This is a genomic window from Achromobacter pulmonis (genome assembly GCF_021733725.1).
GTDB classification, from domain to species: domain Bacteria; phylum Pseudomonadota; class Gammaproteobacteria; order Burkholderiales; family Burkholderiaceae_B; genus Achromobacter; species Achromobacter pulmonis.
Genome location: NZ_JAIFOT010000001.1, coordinates 4,249,190 through 4,265,197, shown reverse-complemented (window position 1 = coordinate 4,265,197; position 16,008 = coordinate 4,249,190). Strand labels below are relative to the sequence as shown.

Annotated in this window: 11 protein-coding genes; 3 read left to right on the top strand and 8 right to left on the bottom strand. The window is 68.0% G+C overall.

The features are described 5' to 3' along the window. Positions 1 to 32 precede the first annotated feature (32 nt). The 3 genes from K2W61_RS19585 to K2W61_RS19575 form a co-directional block, all read right to left on the bottom strand. Positions 33 to 1,331, bottom strand: a complete 1,299-nt coding sequence (locus K2W61_RS19585; protein WP_236756368.1) for an alpha/beta fold hydrolase — start codon at positions 1,329 to 1,331, stop codon at positions 33 to 35. Positions 1,332 to 1,340: 9 nt separating this feature from the next. Beyond that, entirely contained in the window at positions 1,341 to 2,327 is a 987-nt protein-coding gene (locus K2W61_RS19580) for a Bug family tripartite tricarboxylate transporter substrate binding protein (RefSeq protein ID WP_236756367.1), read from the bottom strand. A 202-nt stretch (positions 2,328 to 2,529) separates the two neighbouring features. Then, complete coding sequence (locus K2W61_RS19575; protein ID WP_175131483.1) at positions 2,530 to 3,087, bottom strand: DUF1415 domain-containing protein; 558 nt, start codon at positions 3,085 to 3,087, stop codon at positions 2,530 to 2,532. Between the two features lie 181 nt (positions 3,088 to 3,268). Here K2W61_RS19575 and K2W61_RS19570 point away from each other — a divergent pair, with 181 nt between their 5' ends. Beyond that, positions 3,269 to 3,655, top strand: a complete 387-nt coding sequence (locus K2W61_RS19570) for a hypothetical protein (protein WP_236756366.1) — start codon at positions 3,269 to 3,271, stop codon at positions 3,653 to 3,655. A gap of 106 nt (positions 3,656 to 3,761) precedes the next feature. Here the strand turns inward: K2W61_RS19570 and K2W61_RS19565 are convergent, their stop codons facing one another. Together K2W61_RS19565 and K2W61_RS19560 are read right to left on the bottom strand one after the other, a co-directional pair. Next, on the bottom strand, positions 3,762 to 5,234 hold the full coding sequence (locus tag K2W61_RS19565) for a M20 family metallopeptidase (protein ID WP_175131485.1): 1,473 nt from the start codon (positions 5,232 to 5,234) through the stop codon (positions 3,762 to 3,764). A 144-nt stretch (positions 5,235 to 5,378) separates the two neighbouring features. Further along, the gene (locus K2W61_RS19560) at positions 5,379 to 6,296 is read right to left on the bottom strand and encodes a LysR family transcriptional regulator (RefSeq protein WP_175140675.1); all 918 of its coding nucleotides are present in this window, start codon (positions 6,294 to 6,296) and stop codon (positions 5,379 to 5,381) included. Between the two features lie 111 nt (positions 6,297 to 6,407). On the opposite strand from K2W61_RS19560, the gene K2W61_RS19555 reads away from it, so the two are divergent. Both K2W61_RS19555 and K2W61_RS19550 read left to right on the top strand, forming a co-directional pair. Further along, positions 6,408 to 7,349, top strand: a complete 942-nt coding sequence (locus K2W61_RS19555; RefSeq protein ID WP_175140674.1) for an alpha/beta hydrolase — start codon at positions 6,408 to 6,410, stop codon at positions 7,347 to 7,349. 18 nt (positions 7,350 to 7,367) lie between these two features. Further along, entirely contained in the window at positions 7,368 to 8,354 is a 987-nt protein-coding gene (locus tag K2W61_RS19550) for a Bug family tripartite tricarboxylate transporter substrate binding protein (protein WP_175131488.1), read from the top strand. Between the two features lie 71 nt (positions 8,355 to 8,425). On the opposite strand, the gene K2W61_RS19545 is transcribed toward K2W61_RS19550, so the two are convergent. The 3 genes from K2W61_RS19545 to purL all read right to left on the bottom strand — a co-directional run bounded on the left by K2W61_RS19545 (position 8,426) and on the right by purL (position 15,755). After that, positions 8,426 to 9,685, bottom strand: a complete 1,260-nt coding sequence (locus K2W61_RS19545) for a hypothetical protein (protein WP_236756365.1) — start codon at positions 9,683 to 9,685, stop codon at positions 8,426 to 8,428. Positions 9,686 to 9,842: 157 nt separating this feature from the next. Further along, positions 9,843 to 11,468, bottom strand: a complete 1,626-nt coding sequence (locus K2W61_RS19540) for a methyl-accepting chemotaxis protein (RefSeq protein WP_175140672.1) — start codon at positions 11,466 to 11,468, stop codon at positions 9,843 to 9,845. A 237-nt stretch (positions 11,469 to 11,705) separates the two neighbouring features. After that, positions 11,706 to 15,755: a phosphoribosylformylglycinamidine synthase gene (gene purL / locus K2W61_RS19535; protein WP_236756364.1), complete on the bottom strand. Its 4,050-nt coding sequence runs from the start codon at positions 15,753 to 15,755 to the stop codon at positions 11,706 to 11,708. Between the last annotated feature and the right edge of the window lie 253 nt (positions 15,756 to 16,008).

The window sequence follows — 16,008 nt, the reverse complement described above, 5'->3', positions numbered from 1 at the left end:
CATCACGGCCCCGCCGGTCGAGGCCGTGTGCCTTATTGCCCAGGCCCGGCCGCGCGCGCCAGGAATTCCAGCACCGCGCGATAGGCGCCCTCGTTGCCGGCGGCGTTGGCCGACGGCGTGCCGCCCGCGTCCAGCAACAGGCCGGACATGGGATGCGGTTTGCTGATCAGCGTGGCTGGCAGGCAGGGATATTGCACGTGGTGGCCGGCGCCCGAGCACACGTAGTGCGAGGTTGGCAGGCCATGCGCCTGGCGCTGGCGCATGACGATCTCGCAATACGCGGTGCTGGGCCAGAAGCCATCGTCCGACGCGCTCACCAGCAGGACCGGCCCGCGATAGCGTTCCACCGGAATGCGCGCGCGCTCGAAAGCGGCGGCGTCGCGGCTGGCGCTGAGAAAGGCATGGGTCTGCCGGTACGGCGGGTCCGAGGCATAGGCCGCCTCCCAATCGGCGCTGGCGTTGTCCTGCCACAGGTGCGGCAAGGGCTCGCCAGCCTTGCGCCAGACCTGGGCGTTGCGCCCGGTGCCTGGCTCGCCCGCGCTGACCACCCCATGCATCACCGGCGACGGCACATAGGCCACCACCGCGCTGACCAGATCCGGATAGTGCGACGCCACCAGCAACGACGTCTCGCCGCCCCGGCTGATGCCGGACAGCGCCACGAAGCCGTCGCGCGGCTTCAGTTCGGCGCGGGCCCAGCGCAGCGCCTGCTCGAAATACTCCAGCGGCATGTCATTCAGGTACTTGGGACGGCCGTCGTAGTTGAAGATGGCCAGCGCCAGGCACTGGTAGCCGTGGGCCGCGAACAGGGCGGCGCGCGGCGCATTGACGCCGCCGGACGAGCCGTTCATGTAGATCACCAGCGGATGTGGGCCGGGCCCGGCGGGCGTATAGCATTCGCCCGACAGCGTCATGCCGCCGACCTGCTCGCGCACGGCGCGGTGCGTGACGCCCTCGGCCACGAAGGTCTGCACCAGCCGCGCCGTCGCCTCGTGGCGGCCGTCGCTGGCGTGCAGGTCGATCGCCAGCGGCTCGACGCGGTCGGGCGGAAACACCACGCGGTCCATCGCTTCGCATGTCATCGACCACACCAGCCCCATGGCGGACGGCTCGGCATAGCTGCCGGACACGGGGCAATCGCGCGCCAGATCCAGGCTGCCGTCGTGGCCGGCCAGGAACACCGCCTGCGAACGCCACGGCACGCCGCACATGCGCATGCGCGCCGTGACGGTGACGAAGGCATAGGCGGGAAAACCGTCGATGCGGATCGCGCGCGGCACGTCGATCAGCGCCGTTTCGGGATGAACGGTGATGCGGGCTTGCTCGGTCATGGCGCGTCCTCAGCCTTTCAGGTCGGTCTTGGGCACGTTGTTGGCACGGATCACCCCGGCCCACAGTGCCGATTCCTCGGCGATGACGCGGTCCAGATCCGTCGACGAGGTGAACGCCACGGTCACGCCCTGCTCGGCGAACTGGCGCACCAGGGCAGGATCGCGGGCGCCTTCGCGCACCGCGTTCTCCAGCGTGGCGGCGACCGCCGCCGGCATCGCCGCCGGGCCCGAGATCATCATGCGGGTGTACAGCTCGAAACCCTCGACGCCGGCCTCCTTCATGGTCGGCACGTCGGGCAGACTGGACAGGCGCTGGTCCGCCGTCACCGCCAGCACCTGCAACTTGCCCGAACGGATGTTGGGCAAGGCCGAAGTCGGGAAATCGAAGGTGCTCTGCACCGTGCCGGCCATCAGGTCCAGCAGCGCCGGGCCGCTGCCCTTGTACGGCACATCCTGGAACTGCGTGCCGGTCTTGGACTGGAAGTGCAGCAAGGCCAGATGGTTGATGACGCCGCGCCCGGCATGCGCGCAGGTGATGTCACCGGGCTTCTTCTTGGCCAAGGCGATGAATTCCTGCACGTTCTTCACCCCCAGCGCGGGATGCACGATCAGCAGCATCGGCGACTTGCCCATCGAGCCCAACTGCTTGAAGTCGGACCGCCGGTACGGCAGGTCGTTGTACAGCAGGGGATTGAGGATCATGCCGTTGGTGCCGACGAAAGCCAGCACGTAGCCGTCGGGCTCGGCCCGCGCCACCGCCGCGGTGGCGATGATGGTCTGGCCGCCCGGCCGGTTCTCGACCACCACGCTGCCCTTGAGGATCTTGCCCATGCGCTCGGCCAGCGCGCGCGCGGCGATGTCGGTCAGGCCACCGGGCGCGAAGCCGACCAGCAGGCGCACGGGACGGGTCGGAAAATCGGCCTGCGCCCGTGCAAGACGGGGCATCAGCGGCAACGCGGCAAGCGTGCCCAGGGCGTGGCGGCGAGTGAACGGCATAAGGCTCTCTCCAGACAGGCGCGCGGCATCCGCATGGCTGAGAGCCACGCGGGCCATGCAATGGATGATGGGGAAGCAGGCACAGGCCGCCCGCCCGACGGCGGGGGTCTCATTGACAGTATTCTGTATTCAATATGCGATGTGGGCTATCTAGGGATATCCCGCGCCCGCGGCCACGCGATGCCGGCCAGGCCCCTGCCGCTCAGGGCTGGGTCATCAACCGCCGCCAGCCTGCCAGTCCCAGCCGCTGCATCGTCCCGATATTCTTCTCGTAGATCTCGGCGGCGTCCGGAAACGACTCGACCGCGCGGTCGATGCTGGCCTCGCGCAGCAGGTGCAGGATGGGGTACGGCGACCGGTTGGTGTAGTTCTCGATGTCGTCCGGCTGGGTATCGGCGAACTGGAACTGCGGATGGAACGTGGCCACCTGCAGTTCGCCCACCAGGCGCATGCGCTTGAGCAAGCGGTCCGACAGGTCCTCGAAGTCGTTGAACTCCAGGAAGTCGTCGAGCGCGTCGGGAACGATCAGCAGGGTGGTGTCGATCTTGTCCGGATCGGCCTCGGCCAGCAACGCCAGCTCGTCCTGCAGGTCGGTCAACACGCCTTCGGCGTCGGTCGCATCGCTGACGGCAAAGCGGATCTGGTCCTTGACCTGGACCGCTTTGGCGAACGGACAGAGGTTCAGGCCGATCACGGCCCGATCGAGCCAGTGGCGGGTTTCGGCAACCACGTTGGCATAGGCATCGGAAGTGGAAATCATGGTGGGGCAATCCTGGAAAAAAGCGAGTATAGGCGACCGTTTCGCGCGCCCTGCCGGCGCCGGGTGGCGCGGCAGCCGCCGCCGCCTCGATAACATCGGATCATTCCGAATTCACCGCCGCCCCCGCGGCATGCCCGCGGGCCACGGTAGAGTGGCATCGCGACTGCCACGGGAGGAACGGATGGACATCGCGCTCACCTACTTCTTGAACCGTCTGTCCGACGACGACCTGGCGGCCCTGCTGCGCCGGCGCAAGGATTTCTACCTGGAGAACATTACCGCCATGGACATCCTCACGACCCGCCTGCAGGCCCTGCTGGCGGCGGACGGCTTGAGCAGCGTGGTGCAGGAACCGCCCCGGGGAGGCACTCTCGGCGATGACCTGCTTCCCAACGTGACCACGGGCATCATCGCCCTGCTCCACCTGCTGTGGATGCTGCTGCGCCTGCTTGCCCGGCGCCCCGCCCGCCGCCGCCGCGACGTGATCCTGCGCATCACGTCGGATGCGGCAATGCACGTCATATTCCGCCCCCAAGCCCCCGAACACCGAGGCATGAAGGCATCATGATCGGCGCGGCGAAAGCCGAACGCCCTCCCGGTTCGCCAGGAGGGCGTTGCAACATGCAATCGTCCGGTCATGCGCCCGAAGGCGCATCAATCGGGGAGTTCGCCGATCAGGCCGCCGGCATCGCCGCCATGGTCTGCGCCACCGCGGCCGTCAGCTTCTTGCCGTAAGGCACGTGCAGGAATTCGTTGGGGCCGTGGGCGTTGGACTTGGGACCCAACACGCCGCAGACCATGAACTGCGCCTGGGGGAAGCCCTTCTGCAGGATGCTCATCAGCGGAATGGTGCCGCCCTGGCCAATGTAGCCGCAGGGCGCGCCATAGTATTGCTGCGAGGCGGCATCCAGCGCCTGGGTCAGCCACGGCACGGAGGCCGGCGCGTTCCAGCCGGTGGCGGCGCCTTCATTGGCCTTGAAGATGACCTTGGCGTTGTAGGGCGCGTCGGCTTCCAGCAGGGCCTTGATTTCCTCGGAGGCGGCAACGGCGTCCACCAGCGGCGGCAGTCGCAGCGACAGCTTGAACGCCGTGCGCGGCCGCAGCACGTTGCCGGCGCTGGACAGCGGCGGCAGGCCTTCGGCGCCGGTCACCGACAGGGTCGGGCGCCAGGTGCGGTTCAGCAGGGCCTGTTCCGGCTCGGTGGTCATGGGCAGCACGAAGCCGCCCTCGGCGCCGCAGCTCCAGGGGAACCGGCGCCAGACTTCGTCGCCCAGGATGCGGGCGGTGGCGTGCACCTGTTCGATGCGGTCGGCAGGGATTTCGCAGTGCAGGCTCTGCGGCAGCAGGCGGCCGGTGGCGCTGTCTTCCAGGCGGTCCAGCAGGTGGCGCAGGATGCGGAACGACGACGGCACCACGCCGCTGGAGTCGCCCGAGTGCACGCCTTCGTCCAGCACCTGCACTTCCAGCGTGCCCGAGACCATGCCGCGCAACGAGGTGGTCATCCACAGTTGGTCGTAGTTGCCGGCGCCCGAATCCAGGCACACCACCAGGGCCACGTTGCCGAGGCGGTCGCGCAGCGCGTCGACATAGGGCAGCAGGTCGTAGCTGCCGGACTCTTCACAGGTCTCGACGATGCCGACGCAGCGCGGGCGCGGCACACCCTGCTTGTCCAGCGCCATGATGGCGGTCAGCGACGCATACACGGCATAGCCATCGTCGGCGCCGCCGCGGCCGTAGAGCTTGCCGTCTTCGTACTTGGGGGTCCAGGGGCCCAGGCCGGCGCGCCAGCCCGAGAATTCCGGCTGCTTGTCCAGGTGGCCGTACAGCAGCACGGTGTCGCCGTTGTCGCTGCGGGTGGCGGGCGCGTCGAAGAAGATCACCGGGGTGCGGCCCGGCAGGCGCACCACTTCCAGCTTCAGGCCCGAGACCTTCTGCGCTTCGACCCACTGCGCCGCGTCACGCACCACGCGCTCGATGAACGCGTTCTTTTCCCAGTCGGCGTCGAACGCCGGGCTCTTGGCCGGGATGGCGATGTAGTCGGTCAACGCGGGGATGATCTCGTTGTCCCACTTGTCGTCCACAAAAGCCTGCAGGGCCTTCGGATCGAGGGTGGGAGGAAGGGCGTCGTCGGGGATGCGTGCGTTCATGGCGCGGGATCCTGTGGTCGGGAAGCGAAATAATCCACCATTCTATGCCTGCCGGACGCGCTCGGCATCTTTCGTCCCTGTTTGTCCCGCGGCCGCGGGAAAACGGTGCCGGCAGGTGGCTCCCGCTGCCCGCGCCGCCCCGCCCTAGCGCGCCGCGTAGGCCTCGATCCGGCTCCAGACCTGGCGCGCCAGCGGCTTGGCGTGGTCCACCGACTGGTACAGCCGGATCTCCATGTGGATGTCATTGCGCGCGCTGTCGGCCCGTACCAGGGTACCGGCGCGCAAGTCCGACTCGACCAGGGTATGCGGCAACCAGGCCAGCCCGAACCCCTGGCGGGCCATGGCGTGCAGGGCGTCGGCCAGATCCGATTCGTACAGGGTCTGCAACTGCGCCGTCACGCACAGGCCGCGCAGCCGGTCGCGCAGGATGCGGCCCAGCGACATGCTGTCGGCGTACGCCAGGAACGGCACGGCCGGGTCCGAGGCCAGTTTCGGCACCGCATGGCGCGGATGCCGGCCGCCCGGCGCGAGCGGCGCGCTGACCGCCACCAGCTTGTCGGCGCCGACCCGGCGGCAGCGGTAATTGGGATTGTCGATCTGCGCGTACAGCGGCTCGTGCGCGTGGCACAGCAGGAAATCGACCTCGCCGTCGGCCAGCATGTCGATGCCGTAATTGAGCGTAGTGGTGATGACCTTCAGTTGGAACGGCGGCACGCCCCGCTGCACGCTGGCCATCAGCCCCGGCAGCATCGAATGCGCCAGCGTCTTGCCCGACGCGATGACGATGCGGCGGCTGCGTTCGAGTTCCGGCTTCTGCAAGCCCTGGCGCGTCTCGCGCAGAATGTCGAGCACATCGATGGCCGCGGCCAGCATGCTGCGCCCGGCCGCATTCAGGCTGGTCACCTGATGACCGCGCTCGACCAGCGGCACACCGGCCCAGTCCTCCAGCGCCTTGATGCGGCGTCCGAAAGCCGGATGCGTGACATTGCGCGCCTCGGCCGCCTGGAACAGATTGCGCGCCTTCGACAACGCGACGAAGTCCTCCAGCCATTTGATGTCCATCCCGTCCGCCCCTTCCGGTCTTGCTGTGCCGTATCGGCACAGCCCCCGCACATTTTGCACAAACTAAACGATTGTTACAACTAGTATGGCGATGTTCCCCTGGAGATGCCGATGCCCGAGTCCCCGATCCTGCTGAAGTCCCTGCGCAGCCACTTTCTGGGCGGACACGAGGTCGCCGCCAACGGCTTGCCGGTGCTGCGCAAACAGGTCGTGGGCAACGGCGCGGCGCGCGCCATCGACATGAACGGCAGCTACTGCGCCGGCCAACTCTATGTGCAGGAGTACCGGCTGGCCGAGCCGCGCCATCCGCATCCGGTGCTGCTTTGGCATGGCGGCGGCATGACCGGCGCGCAATGGGAAAGCACGCCCGACGGCCGCCAGGGCTGGCTGTGGCGGCTGCTGCAATCCGGTTATGACGTGTTCGTGGCCGACGCGCCCGAGCGCGGCCGCGCCTCCTGGGCGATGTACCCGCAGGTCTACGATTCGGCGCCGATCTTCCGCTCCAAGGAAGAGGCCTGGCACCTGTTCCGCATCGGCCCCGCGGACGGCTATGCCGCGCGCCGCCCCCACCCGGCGCAGCAATTCCCGGCCGAAGCCTTCGATACCTTCGCCAAGCAGTTCGTGCCGCGCTGGCTGGCGCATGAGGCCATGGCGCTGGCCGCCTACCGCGCGCTGCTCGACCTGGCCGGTCCCTGCATCGTCATCGGCCACAGCCAGGGCGGCGGCTACGCCACCCAACTGGCGCGCGAGTGTCCCGGCCCGATCCGCGCGCTGGTGGCGGTCGAGCCCACCGGCACGCCCGGGCGCGTCGACGGCCCCCTGCCGCCGCAATTGCTGGTGTGGGGCGACCACGTCGACCAGCACGACACCTGGCGGCGCTATCGCGCCCAGACCGACGCGTACTGGCAGGCGCTGCAACGGGCCGGCCGGCGCGCCGACGTGCTGGACCTGCCCGCCACCGGCATCGCCGGCAATTCCCATTTCTGCATGCTGGATCGCAACAGCGACCGCATCGCCGAACTGATCGTCGACTGGCTCAACAGCCTCGACTAACCTTCGCCTGGAGACATCATGAAACTGACCAAAACCGCAATTGCCGTGGCGTTGCTGAGCGGCGCCTCGCTGATCGCGGGCGCCGCCTCGGCGCAGCAGGCCGACTACCCCAACAAGCCCGTGCGCCTGATCGTGCCGTTCGCGCCCGGCGGCACCGCCGACATCATCGGCCGCGTGTTCGCCGCGCAACTGGGCACCGAACTGGGCGCCACCGTGGTGGTCGAGAACAAGGCCGGCGCGGGCGGCTCGATCGGCACGCGCTTCGTGGCCGATTCGGCGCCGGACGGCTACGTGCTGCTGCTGGCCTCGTCCAGCACCCACGGCACCAACCCGGCGGTCTACAAGACCCTGACCTACGACGCGGTGCGCGACTTCACCGCCATCACGCAGTTGGTGACGGTGCCGGGCGTGCTCAGCGTCACCAAGGACTTCCCCGCCACCGATCTGAACGGCCTGATCGCCGCCGCCAAGGCCGATCCGGACAAATACACCTACGCCTCGTCGGGCGCGGGCGGCCTGGGCAACCTGGCAATGGAACTGATGAAGTCGATGACCGGCGCCAAACTCATGCACATCGCCTATCGCGGCGCGGGGCCGGCCTTCACCGACGTCATCAGCGGCCAGGTGTCGATGATCTGGGAACCGGTGCCGGCCTCGCTGCCGTATATCAAAAGCGGCCAGATCCGCCCCCTCGCCATTGCCGCCGACAGCCGTTCACCGGAACTGCCGGACACGCCGACCTTCAAGGAAGCCGGCCTGCCGCGCTACGAAGCCAACGCCTGGAACGGCCTGTTGGCGCCCAAGGGCCTGCCGGCCGACGTCACGCAGAAGCTGCATGATGCCTCGGTCAAGGCGCTCAACAACCCCGAGGTCAAGGCCAAGCTTGCCAGCCTCGGCGGCACGGTGGTGGCGGGCACCTCGGAGGCGTTCCAGAACGTGATCGCCAGCGACGTCAAGAAGTGGAAGAACGTGGCGGCCGACGCCAAGATCCAGCTGGACCAGTAAACGCTGTCCGTCCTTTGGCTCGCGCCCTCCCCGCCGCATCACGCGCGGCCGGAAGGGCGTGGTCGCTGCGCTTAATTGAACCGTGTCAGGTGAATCAGCATCGTGCGATCCGGATTGGCGCGCAGCAAGTCGGTCAGGCCCTGGCCATAGTCAGGCATGATCAGGTTCTGGAATACCGTTCTGCCGCCGCCGACGCGCATTTCGAAATTGGCTGTCGTGTCGCCCACCTGCAAGGTCGGAATGCCCACATGGCCGCCCATGCGTTGCGGCACGATCGCGGCAATGATAGCGCCCTGGCCGACCGAGGCCACCGAGCATTCCGTGTTCACCGTCGGCTCGAACAGCAGACCGCCGAAGCCCTCCTGATCCTGTTGGCTGAGCTTCTTCGGATCGATGACGAGGATCGCGGTGTTGAACATGCGACCCGACAATACCTGGGCTGAGGGCGCGGTCAACTCCCCCTGCCGTTCCGCGGCGACGGAAAAACAGCCCCGGGCGGGATTGTGGGTGAGCAAGAGAACAATCCGCTCAAGGCGGACGGGATCCTCAAGATCCTGCGCCGAAACACGCACCAGGTTATTGCAGACGACGTGGCTGCTCGACTCGTCGGCACTGACGATGGCGCGCGGGCCCAACGCGCTGCCTGGCAGCAATCCCTCCGCGATGCGGCTGCTCAACGCCGATGCCGTGGGCACGGTGAACGTCGACGTCGACGCCGCCACGCCATCACTCCGGGGAACCTGGATATCCCCTTCCGCCCGCATGTTATCCAGGGCCTGCCGGGGATCCCGCACTGGCGGCGGCACGTTCGGCGCCTCGGCCTTCAACTGGCCGATCATGTCCATCAACGCGGCGTTGGCCTGGAGCACTATCTGGTGGCGGTCGGCCATGGCGGAAACGTCGTCGCTCACTTCCTGCAGATGGCTGCGCAGCCGGGTCGCATCCTCGACGGATGGCGTATGACCATGCCGGACCAGCGCCAAGGCGTCGCGCAGGCGATCGTTGACGCGATCGAGCCGTTCGCCGTGGGCTTGTTCGTCTTCGCTCAACGCGCCCACCAGGGACAGGCATTCATAGACCAAGCGCTGCTGCCGCAGGATCTCGTCGGCTCCCTTGGCGACTGCCTCGCCATTCCTGGCACCGGACTGGAACGCCGTAGGGTACTGCGCCTCCAGGTTGGTCCGGTGTGCCTGCTTGGAGGCCGCGATGCCATCCAGCAGCTGCGCCAGCCGAACGTAATTGGTGGCGGTCTTGGCATGGTCTTCCTGCAAATCAGTCACTTCGTGCTGCAAGTAATTCGCGCCTGACCGCAAGGCTGCAATGTCGTTCATGGAACCCCTCCGCGCATCGTTGACCACGGGCAGGAAGCTGCCCGCACCCCAGTAAGTAACGACGCAGCCGGCGCGGTTCCCTCGCCTGGCGCATTGCGCGCGGCGCCCGGCGCATGGACGCGGATGCCGGCGCCCACGCGTGTCAGGCGTCCCTATTTCAGCCGCCCAGCAGCGCCGGCTCGCCCGCATGCCCCAGCGCCGGGGCTTGCGCCTCGATCACGCGGCCGCTCTGCAGCTTGAAGATCGCCACCGCTTCGCGCAGGCGCTGCGCCTGGGCTTCCAGCGAAGCCGCCGATGCCGCCGCCTGTTCGACCAGCGCGGCATTCTGCTGCGTCACGCTGTCCATCTGCGATACCGCCTGGTTGACCTGCTGGATGCCCTGCGACTGTTCTTCGGAGGCGCTGGAGATTTCGTTGATGATGTCGGTGACGCGGCGCACCGACGCCACGATTTCCTGCATGGTGGCGCCAGCCGCTTCGACCTGGTCGGAACCGATCGAAACCTTCTGCACCGAGTCGTCGATCAGGCCCTTGATCTCCTTGGCGGCCTGGCCGCTGCGCTGCGCCAGCGCGCGCACTTCGCTGGCCACCACCGCGAAGCCTTTGCCCTGCTCGCCGGCGCGGGCCGCTTCCACGGCGGCATTGAGCGCCAGGATATTGGTCTGGAAGGCAATGCCGTCGATCACGCCGACGATGTCGGCGATGCGGTTGGAGCTGTCGGCGATGGCGCGCATGGTGCCGACCACATCGCCCACCGCCTGGCCGCCACGGGTGGCCACATCGGAGGCCGCCGTCGCCAATTGCGAGGCGCTGCGCGAACTGTCGGCATTGTTTTTCACGGTGGACGACAGCTCGTCCATGCTGGCGGCGGTTTCCTCCAGCGAAGCGGCCTGCTGCTCCGTGCGCGAAGACAGATCGATGTTGCCGGCCGCGATCTCGCGCGAGCCGGTGTGGATCTCTTCGACACCCTGGCGCACGGCGGCCACGGTGCGCGCCAGGCTGTCCTGCATGCGCTTGACCGCCGCGTACAGTACGCCGATCTCATTGTTGCCGCGCTGCTCGATGCGGTTGGTCAGGTCGCCGCCGGCGATGCGGTCGAACAGGCGGCCGGCCTCGTGCAACGGCCGGAACACCGAGCGGGCAAACACCACGTACAGGCCCACCACCAGCGCCGCGACCACGCCCATCAGGCCGACCAGGAAGGCAATGGCGCCGTTGATTCGGGTATTGGCGTCGTGCGCGACGCGCTGGCCGACCTGATCGGCGTAATCGACGTACTTCTGGATCGCCTGGGTGAAGGCAATCCCCAGCGGCGTGACCTTCTCCAGGTTCAGGCGGCTGGCATCCTGGGCCTTGCCGGCCCGGATCGCGGCGATCATCGGCACGATGGCATCGCGCTGGTAGACCTCATAGGCCGCCAACGCCTCATCGAACAAAGGCTTGCCGACCGCCGACTGCTCGGGATTCTGGCGCGCGGTCTGGATCAGGTCGGCGGCCTTCTTGGTGTAACCGTCCAGCCGCTGCATGCTGGCCAGGTTGGCGATGCTCTTGCCTTCCAGCAAGGTGGTCTGGGCGGCCAGCAGCACCAGACGCGCGCGCAGCAATTCGGCGCCGGCCGCGTCCACGGCGTTGGCGCGCACCAGGTTGGTGTCCAGCATCACCTCGATGGAACTGCGGTTGGAAGTCAATTGTTGGTACACGGCAATACCAGTGACCAGGAAAAGGACGAAGAAAATACAGAGCGCGGTCGTCAGGACGGCGCGGATACTCAGATTCTTGAACATGGGGAGGGGGAGCGACTCGGGGTTTGCGGAGGGCAGCCATGGGCGGCTGTCGAGGTGTTTACGGCTTCTTGCAATGAAAAGTTAAATATGTCATTGGGTTACACCCCGCTTCCCGCGCGCGATACGCACACGCTTGCGAACCCAGGGGACGAAAAAAAACCCCGTTGGTGCCCAACGGGGTTTTTCGCATCTTGCAGCAGGCGCCAGGCGCGCCGCCGCATGGCCTGCGCATCGTCTTTATTTCAGCCAGACACGCGCATTGCGGAAGATGCGCATCCACGGGCTGAACTGGCCGCCGCTGTCGGCGTTGCCCCACTTCCCGGGCGCCCACGACATCATGACGTTGCGGGTCACCCGTTCCGGGTGCGGCATCATCACGGTGAAGCGGCCGTCGGCCGTGGTGACGGAGGTCAGGCCGCCCGGGCTGCCGTTCGGGTTGAACGGATAGGCCTCGGTGGCGTTGCCACGGTTGTCGATATAGCGCGCCGCCGCCAGCACGCGGCCGGCATCGCCCTGCTGCGAGAAGTCGGCATAGCCTTCGCCGTGCGCCACCGCGACCGGAATGCGCGCGCCTTCCATGCCGGCAAAGAAGATCGACGGCGACTTGGCCAGCTCGACCATCGACAGGCGCGCCTCGTACTTCTCCGACAGGTTGCGGGTGAAGCGCGGCCAGTGCTCGGCGCCCGGGATCATCGGGGCCAGCGCGGCCATCATCTGGCAGCCGTTGCACACGCCCAGCGCGAAGGTGTCGGGACGGGCGAAGTACGCCGCGAACTGATCCGACAGCTTGCTGTTGAAGCGGATGGTGCGGGCCCAGCCCTCGCCGGCGCCCAGCACGTCGCCGTAGCTGAAGCCGCCCACGGCCACCAGGCCCTGCACCTGCGCCAGGTCCACACGGCCCGACAGCAGGTCGGTCATGTGCACGTCGACCGCGTCGAAGCCGGCGGTGTCGAAGGCCCAGCCCATTTCCACCTGGCTGTTGCAGCCCTGCTCGCGCAGGATCGCCACGCGCGGGCGCTTGCCGCTATTGATGAACGGCGCGGCCACGTCTTCCTGCGGATCGAAGGCCACGTTCGGGCTCATGCCCGGGTCCTGCGTGTCGTTCCAGACGTCCAGCTCGGCCTGGGCGCAGGCGGGGTTGTCGCGGCGCGCCATGATGCGGTAGGACACCTCGCTCCAGGCGCGGCCAAGCTCGGCGCGCGGCTGGCCCCAGACCTTCTTGCCGTCGCGGTAGAACTCGACCTCGTCGGCGCCGTTCAGGCCGCCGATGACGTGCGAGTGGGCCGACAGCCCGGCGCCGCGCAGCACCTGCATGACGGCGTCGCGCTGGGCGGCCGGCACCTGGATGACGGCGCCGGCTTCCTCGGCGAACAGCGCCTTGAGCGTCAGTTCGTCGCGCTGCACCGCCACCTGTTCGGGGCGGATCTTGTAGTCGCCCCAATCGGCCGATTGCGGGTCGAAGGTCAGCATGTCGAGGTTGACCGAAATGCCAGTGCGGCCGGCGAAGGCCATTTCGACCAGGGTGGCGAACAGGCCGCCGTCGGAGCGGTCATGGTAGGCCAGAATGGTGCCGGCCTCGGCCAGGGTGCGGATGGTGACGAAGAACGCGCGCAGCGCTTCCGGCGAATCGATGTCCGGCACGGTCTCGCCGACCTGGTTGTAGGTCTGCGCCAGGATCGAGCCGCCCATGCGGTGCAGACCACGGCCCAGGTCGATCAGGATCAGCACGCTGTCGCCGGCGTCGGTGCGCAACTGCGGCGTGAGGCTGGCGCGCACGTCGCCGACCGGCGCGAAGGCCGTGACGATCAGCGACACCGGCGCCACCACCTGGCGCTGCTCGCCGTCCTGTTCCCAGGAGGTCTTCATGGACAGCGAATCCTTGCCCACCGGGATCGACAGGCCGGCGGCCTGGCACAGCTCGCTGACGGCCGACACGGTGTCGTACAGCGCCGCGTCCTGGCCGTCCACGCCGCAGGCGGCCATCCAGTTGGCCGACAGCTTGATGTCTTCCAGGCGCGCCACGTCGGCGGCGGCCAGGTTGGTCAGGGCCTCGGCCACGGCCATGCGGCCGGAGGCCGGCGCGTTCAGCATGGCGATGGGGGTGCGCTCGCCCATGGCCATGGCTTCGCCGCGGAAGCCCTGGTAGTCGGCCAGGGTGACGGCGCAGTCGGCCACCGGCACCTGCCACGGGCCGACCATCTGGTCGCGGCTGGAGAGGCCGCCGACGGTGCGGTCGCCGATGGTGATGAGGAACGACTTGTTGGCCACGGTGGGGTGGCGCAGCACGCGGTAGGCGGCTTCCGTCAGGTCGATGCCGGCCAGGTCGAGCGGCTCGGACACGCCGGGCAGGCGGCGGACGTCGCGCGTCATGCGCGGCGGCTTGCCCAGGATGACGTCGATCGGCACGTCGACCGGACGCACTTCGGCCTCGCCTTGCGGACGGATCGTGTCCAGGCCGGGCAGCCCCTCGCCGTCGACCACGCGCAGTTGGCGTTCTTCGGTGGCCACGCCCACCACCGCGTAGGGGCAGCGTTCGCGGCGGGCGATGGCGTCGAAGCGTTCCAGGTCCTTGGGCAGGATCGACAGGACGTAACGTTCCTGCGATTCATTGCTCCAGATCTCGGCGGGCGACAGGCCGGATTCTTCCAGCGGCACGCGCTTCAGATCGAAGATAGCGCCGCGGCCGGCGTCGTTGACCAGTTCCGGGAAAGCATTGGACAGGCCGCCCGCGCCGACGTCGTGGATGGCGATGATGGGGTTGTTCTCGGCCTGCTGCCAGCAGCGGTCGATCACTTCCTGGGCGCGGCGCTCCAGTTCGGGGTTGCCACGCTGGACCGAATCGAAATCCAATTCAGCCGAGTTGCTGCCCATGCTGATGCTGGAGGCCGCGCCACCGCCCATGCCGATGCGGAAGCCCGGGCCGCCCAGCTGGATCAGCAGCGCGCCGGGGGGAATCACGTCCTTGTGGGTCAGGCCGGCGTCAATGCTGCCCAGGCCGCCCGCGATCATGATGGGCTTGTGGTAGCCCCAGCGCGTGCCGCCGGCGGTCTGCTCGAACGAGCGGAAATAGCCCAGCAGGTTGGGACGGCCGAATTCGTTGTTGAAGGCGGCGCCGCCGATGGGACCGTCGATCATGATGGACAGCGGTGAGGCGATGCGGTCGGGCAGGCCGTGGTGGTCGGCTTCCCAGGGCTGCGTGGCGTCGTCAAAGCGCAGGTGCGAGACGGTGAAGCCGGTCAGGCCGGCCTTGGGCTTGGAGCCGCGGCCGGTGGCGCCTTCGTCGCGGATTTCGCCGCCGGCGCCGGTCGAGGCGCCGGGGAACGGCGCGATCGCGGTCGGGTGGTTGTGCGTCTCGACCTTCATCAGGGTGTGCACGGTGGTGTCGCGGCGAATGTACTTGGCGCCCTCGACCCCTTCGCCCGTGACGCCCGGCACGCCGGCCTGGAAGCGCTGCGCCGGGCCGCCGGCCATGATGGCGGCGTTGTCCGAGTAGGCGACCACGGTGCCTTCGGGCTGGGCCTTGTGGGTGGCGCGGATCATGCCGAACAGCGTGTTGGGCTGCTCCTGGCCGTCGATCACCCACTGGGCGTTGAAGATCTTGTGGCGGCAGTGTTCGCTGTTGGCCTGCGCGAACATCATCAGTTCGACGTCGGTGGGATCGCGGCCCAGGTCGCTGAACGACTGGGCCAGGTATTCGATCTCGTCATCGGACAGGGCCAGGCCCAGGCTGGCGTTGGCCTCGACCAGCGCGGCGGCGCCGCGCGCCTGCACGTCGACGGTGCGCATCGGCTTGCCGGCCAGCGGCTGGAACAGCGCCTGGCCGTCGAAACTGGCGTCGACCACGGTTTCGGTCATGCGGTCGTGCAGGCAGTCGGCCGCGCGCGCCAGCATGTCGGCGTCGAACGACTTGGCGCCGAGCAGGCCGCGTTCGGGGGTGATGACGTAGCGCACGCCGCGTTCGATGCGGTGCACGGCCGACAGGCCACAGTTGTGGGCGATGTCGGTGGCCTTGCTGGCCCACGGCGAGATCGTGCCCAGGCGCGGGATCACCAGCAGCGCCAGGCTCTTGGCCGGCGCCTCGCCGCTGGCGGGGGTGCCGTAGTCCAGCAGTTGGCTCAGTTGCTGCTGCTGTTCGGCCGTCAGGGCGGCGTCGGTGCTGACGAAGTGCTCGTAGCGGGCGGAAATGTCGGCCACCGGCAGGCCGGCTTCCTTCAGTTGCGCCAACAGGCGGTCACGACGAAAGGAGGACAGGACGGAGGAACCAGGCAGATGCTGAACAAGGGACACGATGCGGGCGCCGTATAAGGAGGGGAGCAAAAGCGGGATTTTACCTGTTTAAGGGGTTTTCCCGGAGCGTGGCGTGCCGTGGCCCCGCTGCGGCACGATTTCGTCCGGCTTCGGCTGTTGTTACAAAAGAATTCCGCGACGCAAGGCCCCGCCTGCTGCGAAGCAATATGACGTCCAACCCCAGCCAGCCTCTCGGTTTATCACGCGTCGGCCGGCTGTTCGCGCACGCCCGCTATTGCGATGCACCATGTTG

What these genes read in the sequence shown, in the direction of transcription:
- K2W61_RS19585 (WP_236756368.1), bottom strand. Translation starts at nt 1,331, where the DNA reads ATGACCGAGCAAGCCCGCATCACCGTTCATCCCGAAACGGCGCTGATC.
- K2W61_RS19580 (WP_236756367.1), bottom strand. Translation starts at nt 2,327, where the DNA reads ATGCCGTTCACTCGCCGCCACGCCCTGGGCACGCTTGCCGCGTTGCCG.
- K2W61_RS19575 (WP_175131483.1), bottom strand. Translation starts at nt 3,087, where the DNA reads ATGATTTCCACTTCCGATGCCTATGCCAACGTGGTTGCCGAAACCCGC.
- K2W61_RS19570 (WP_236756366.1), top strand. Translation starts at nt 3,269, where the DNA reads ATGGACATCGCGCTCACCTACTTCTTGAACCGTCTGTCCGACGACGAC.
- K2W61_RS19565 (WP_175131485.1), bottom strand. Translation starts at nt 5,234, where the DNA reads ATGAACGCACGCATCCCCGACGACGCCCTTCCTCCCACCCTCGATCCG.
- K2W61_RS19560 (WP_175140675.1), bottom strand. Translation starts at nt 6,296, where the DNA reads ATGGACATCAAATGGCTGGAGGACTTCGTCGCGTTGTCGAAGGCGCGC.
- K2W61_RS19555 (WP_175140674.1), top strand. Translation starts at nt 6,408, where the DNA reads ATGCCCGAGTCCCCGATCCTGCTGAAGTCCCTGCGCAGCCACTTTCTG.
- K2W61_RS19550 (WP_175131488.1), top strand. Translation starts at nt 7,368, where the DNA reads ATGAAACTGACCAAAACCGCAATTGCCGTGGCGTTGCTGAGCGGCGCC.
- K2W61_RS19545 (WP_236756365.1), bottom strand. Translation starts at nt 9,685, where the DNA reads ATGAACGACATTGCAGCCTTGCGGTCAGGCGCGAATTACTTGCAGCAC.
- K2W61_RS19540 (WP_175140672.1), bottom strand. Translation starts at nt 11,468, where the DNA reads ATGTTCAAGAATCTGAGTATCCGCGCCGTCCTGACGACCGCGCTCTGT.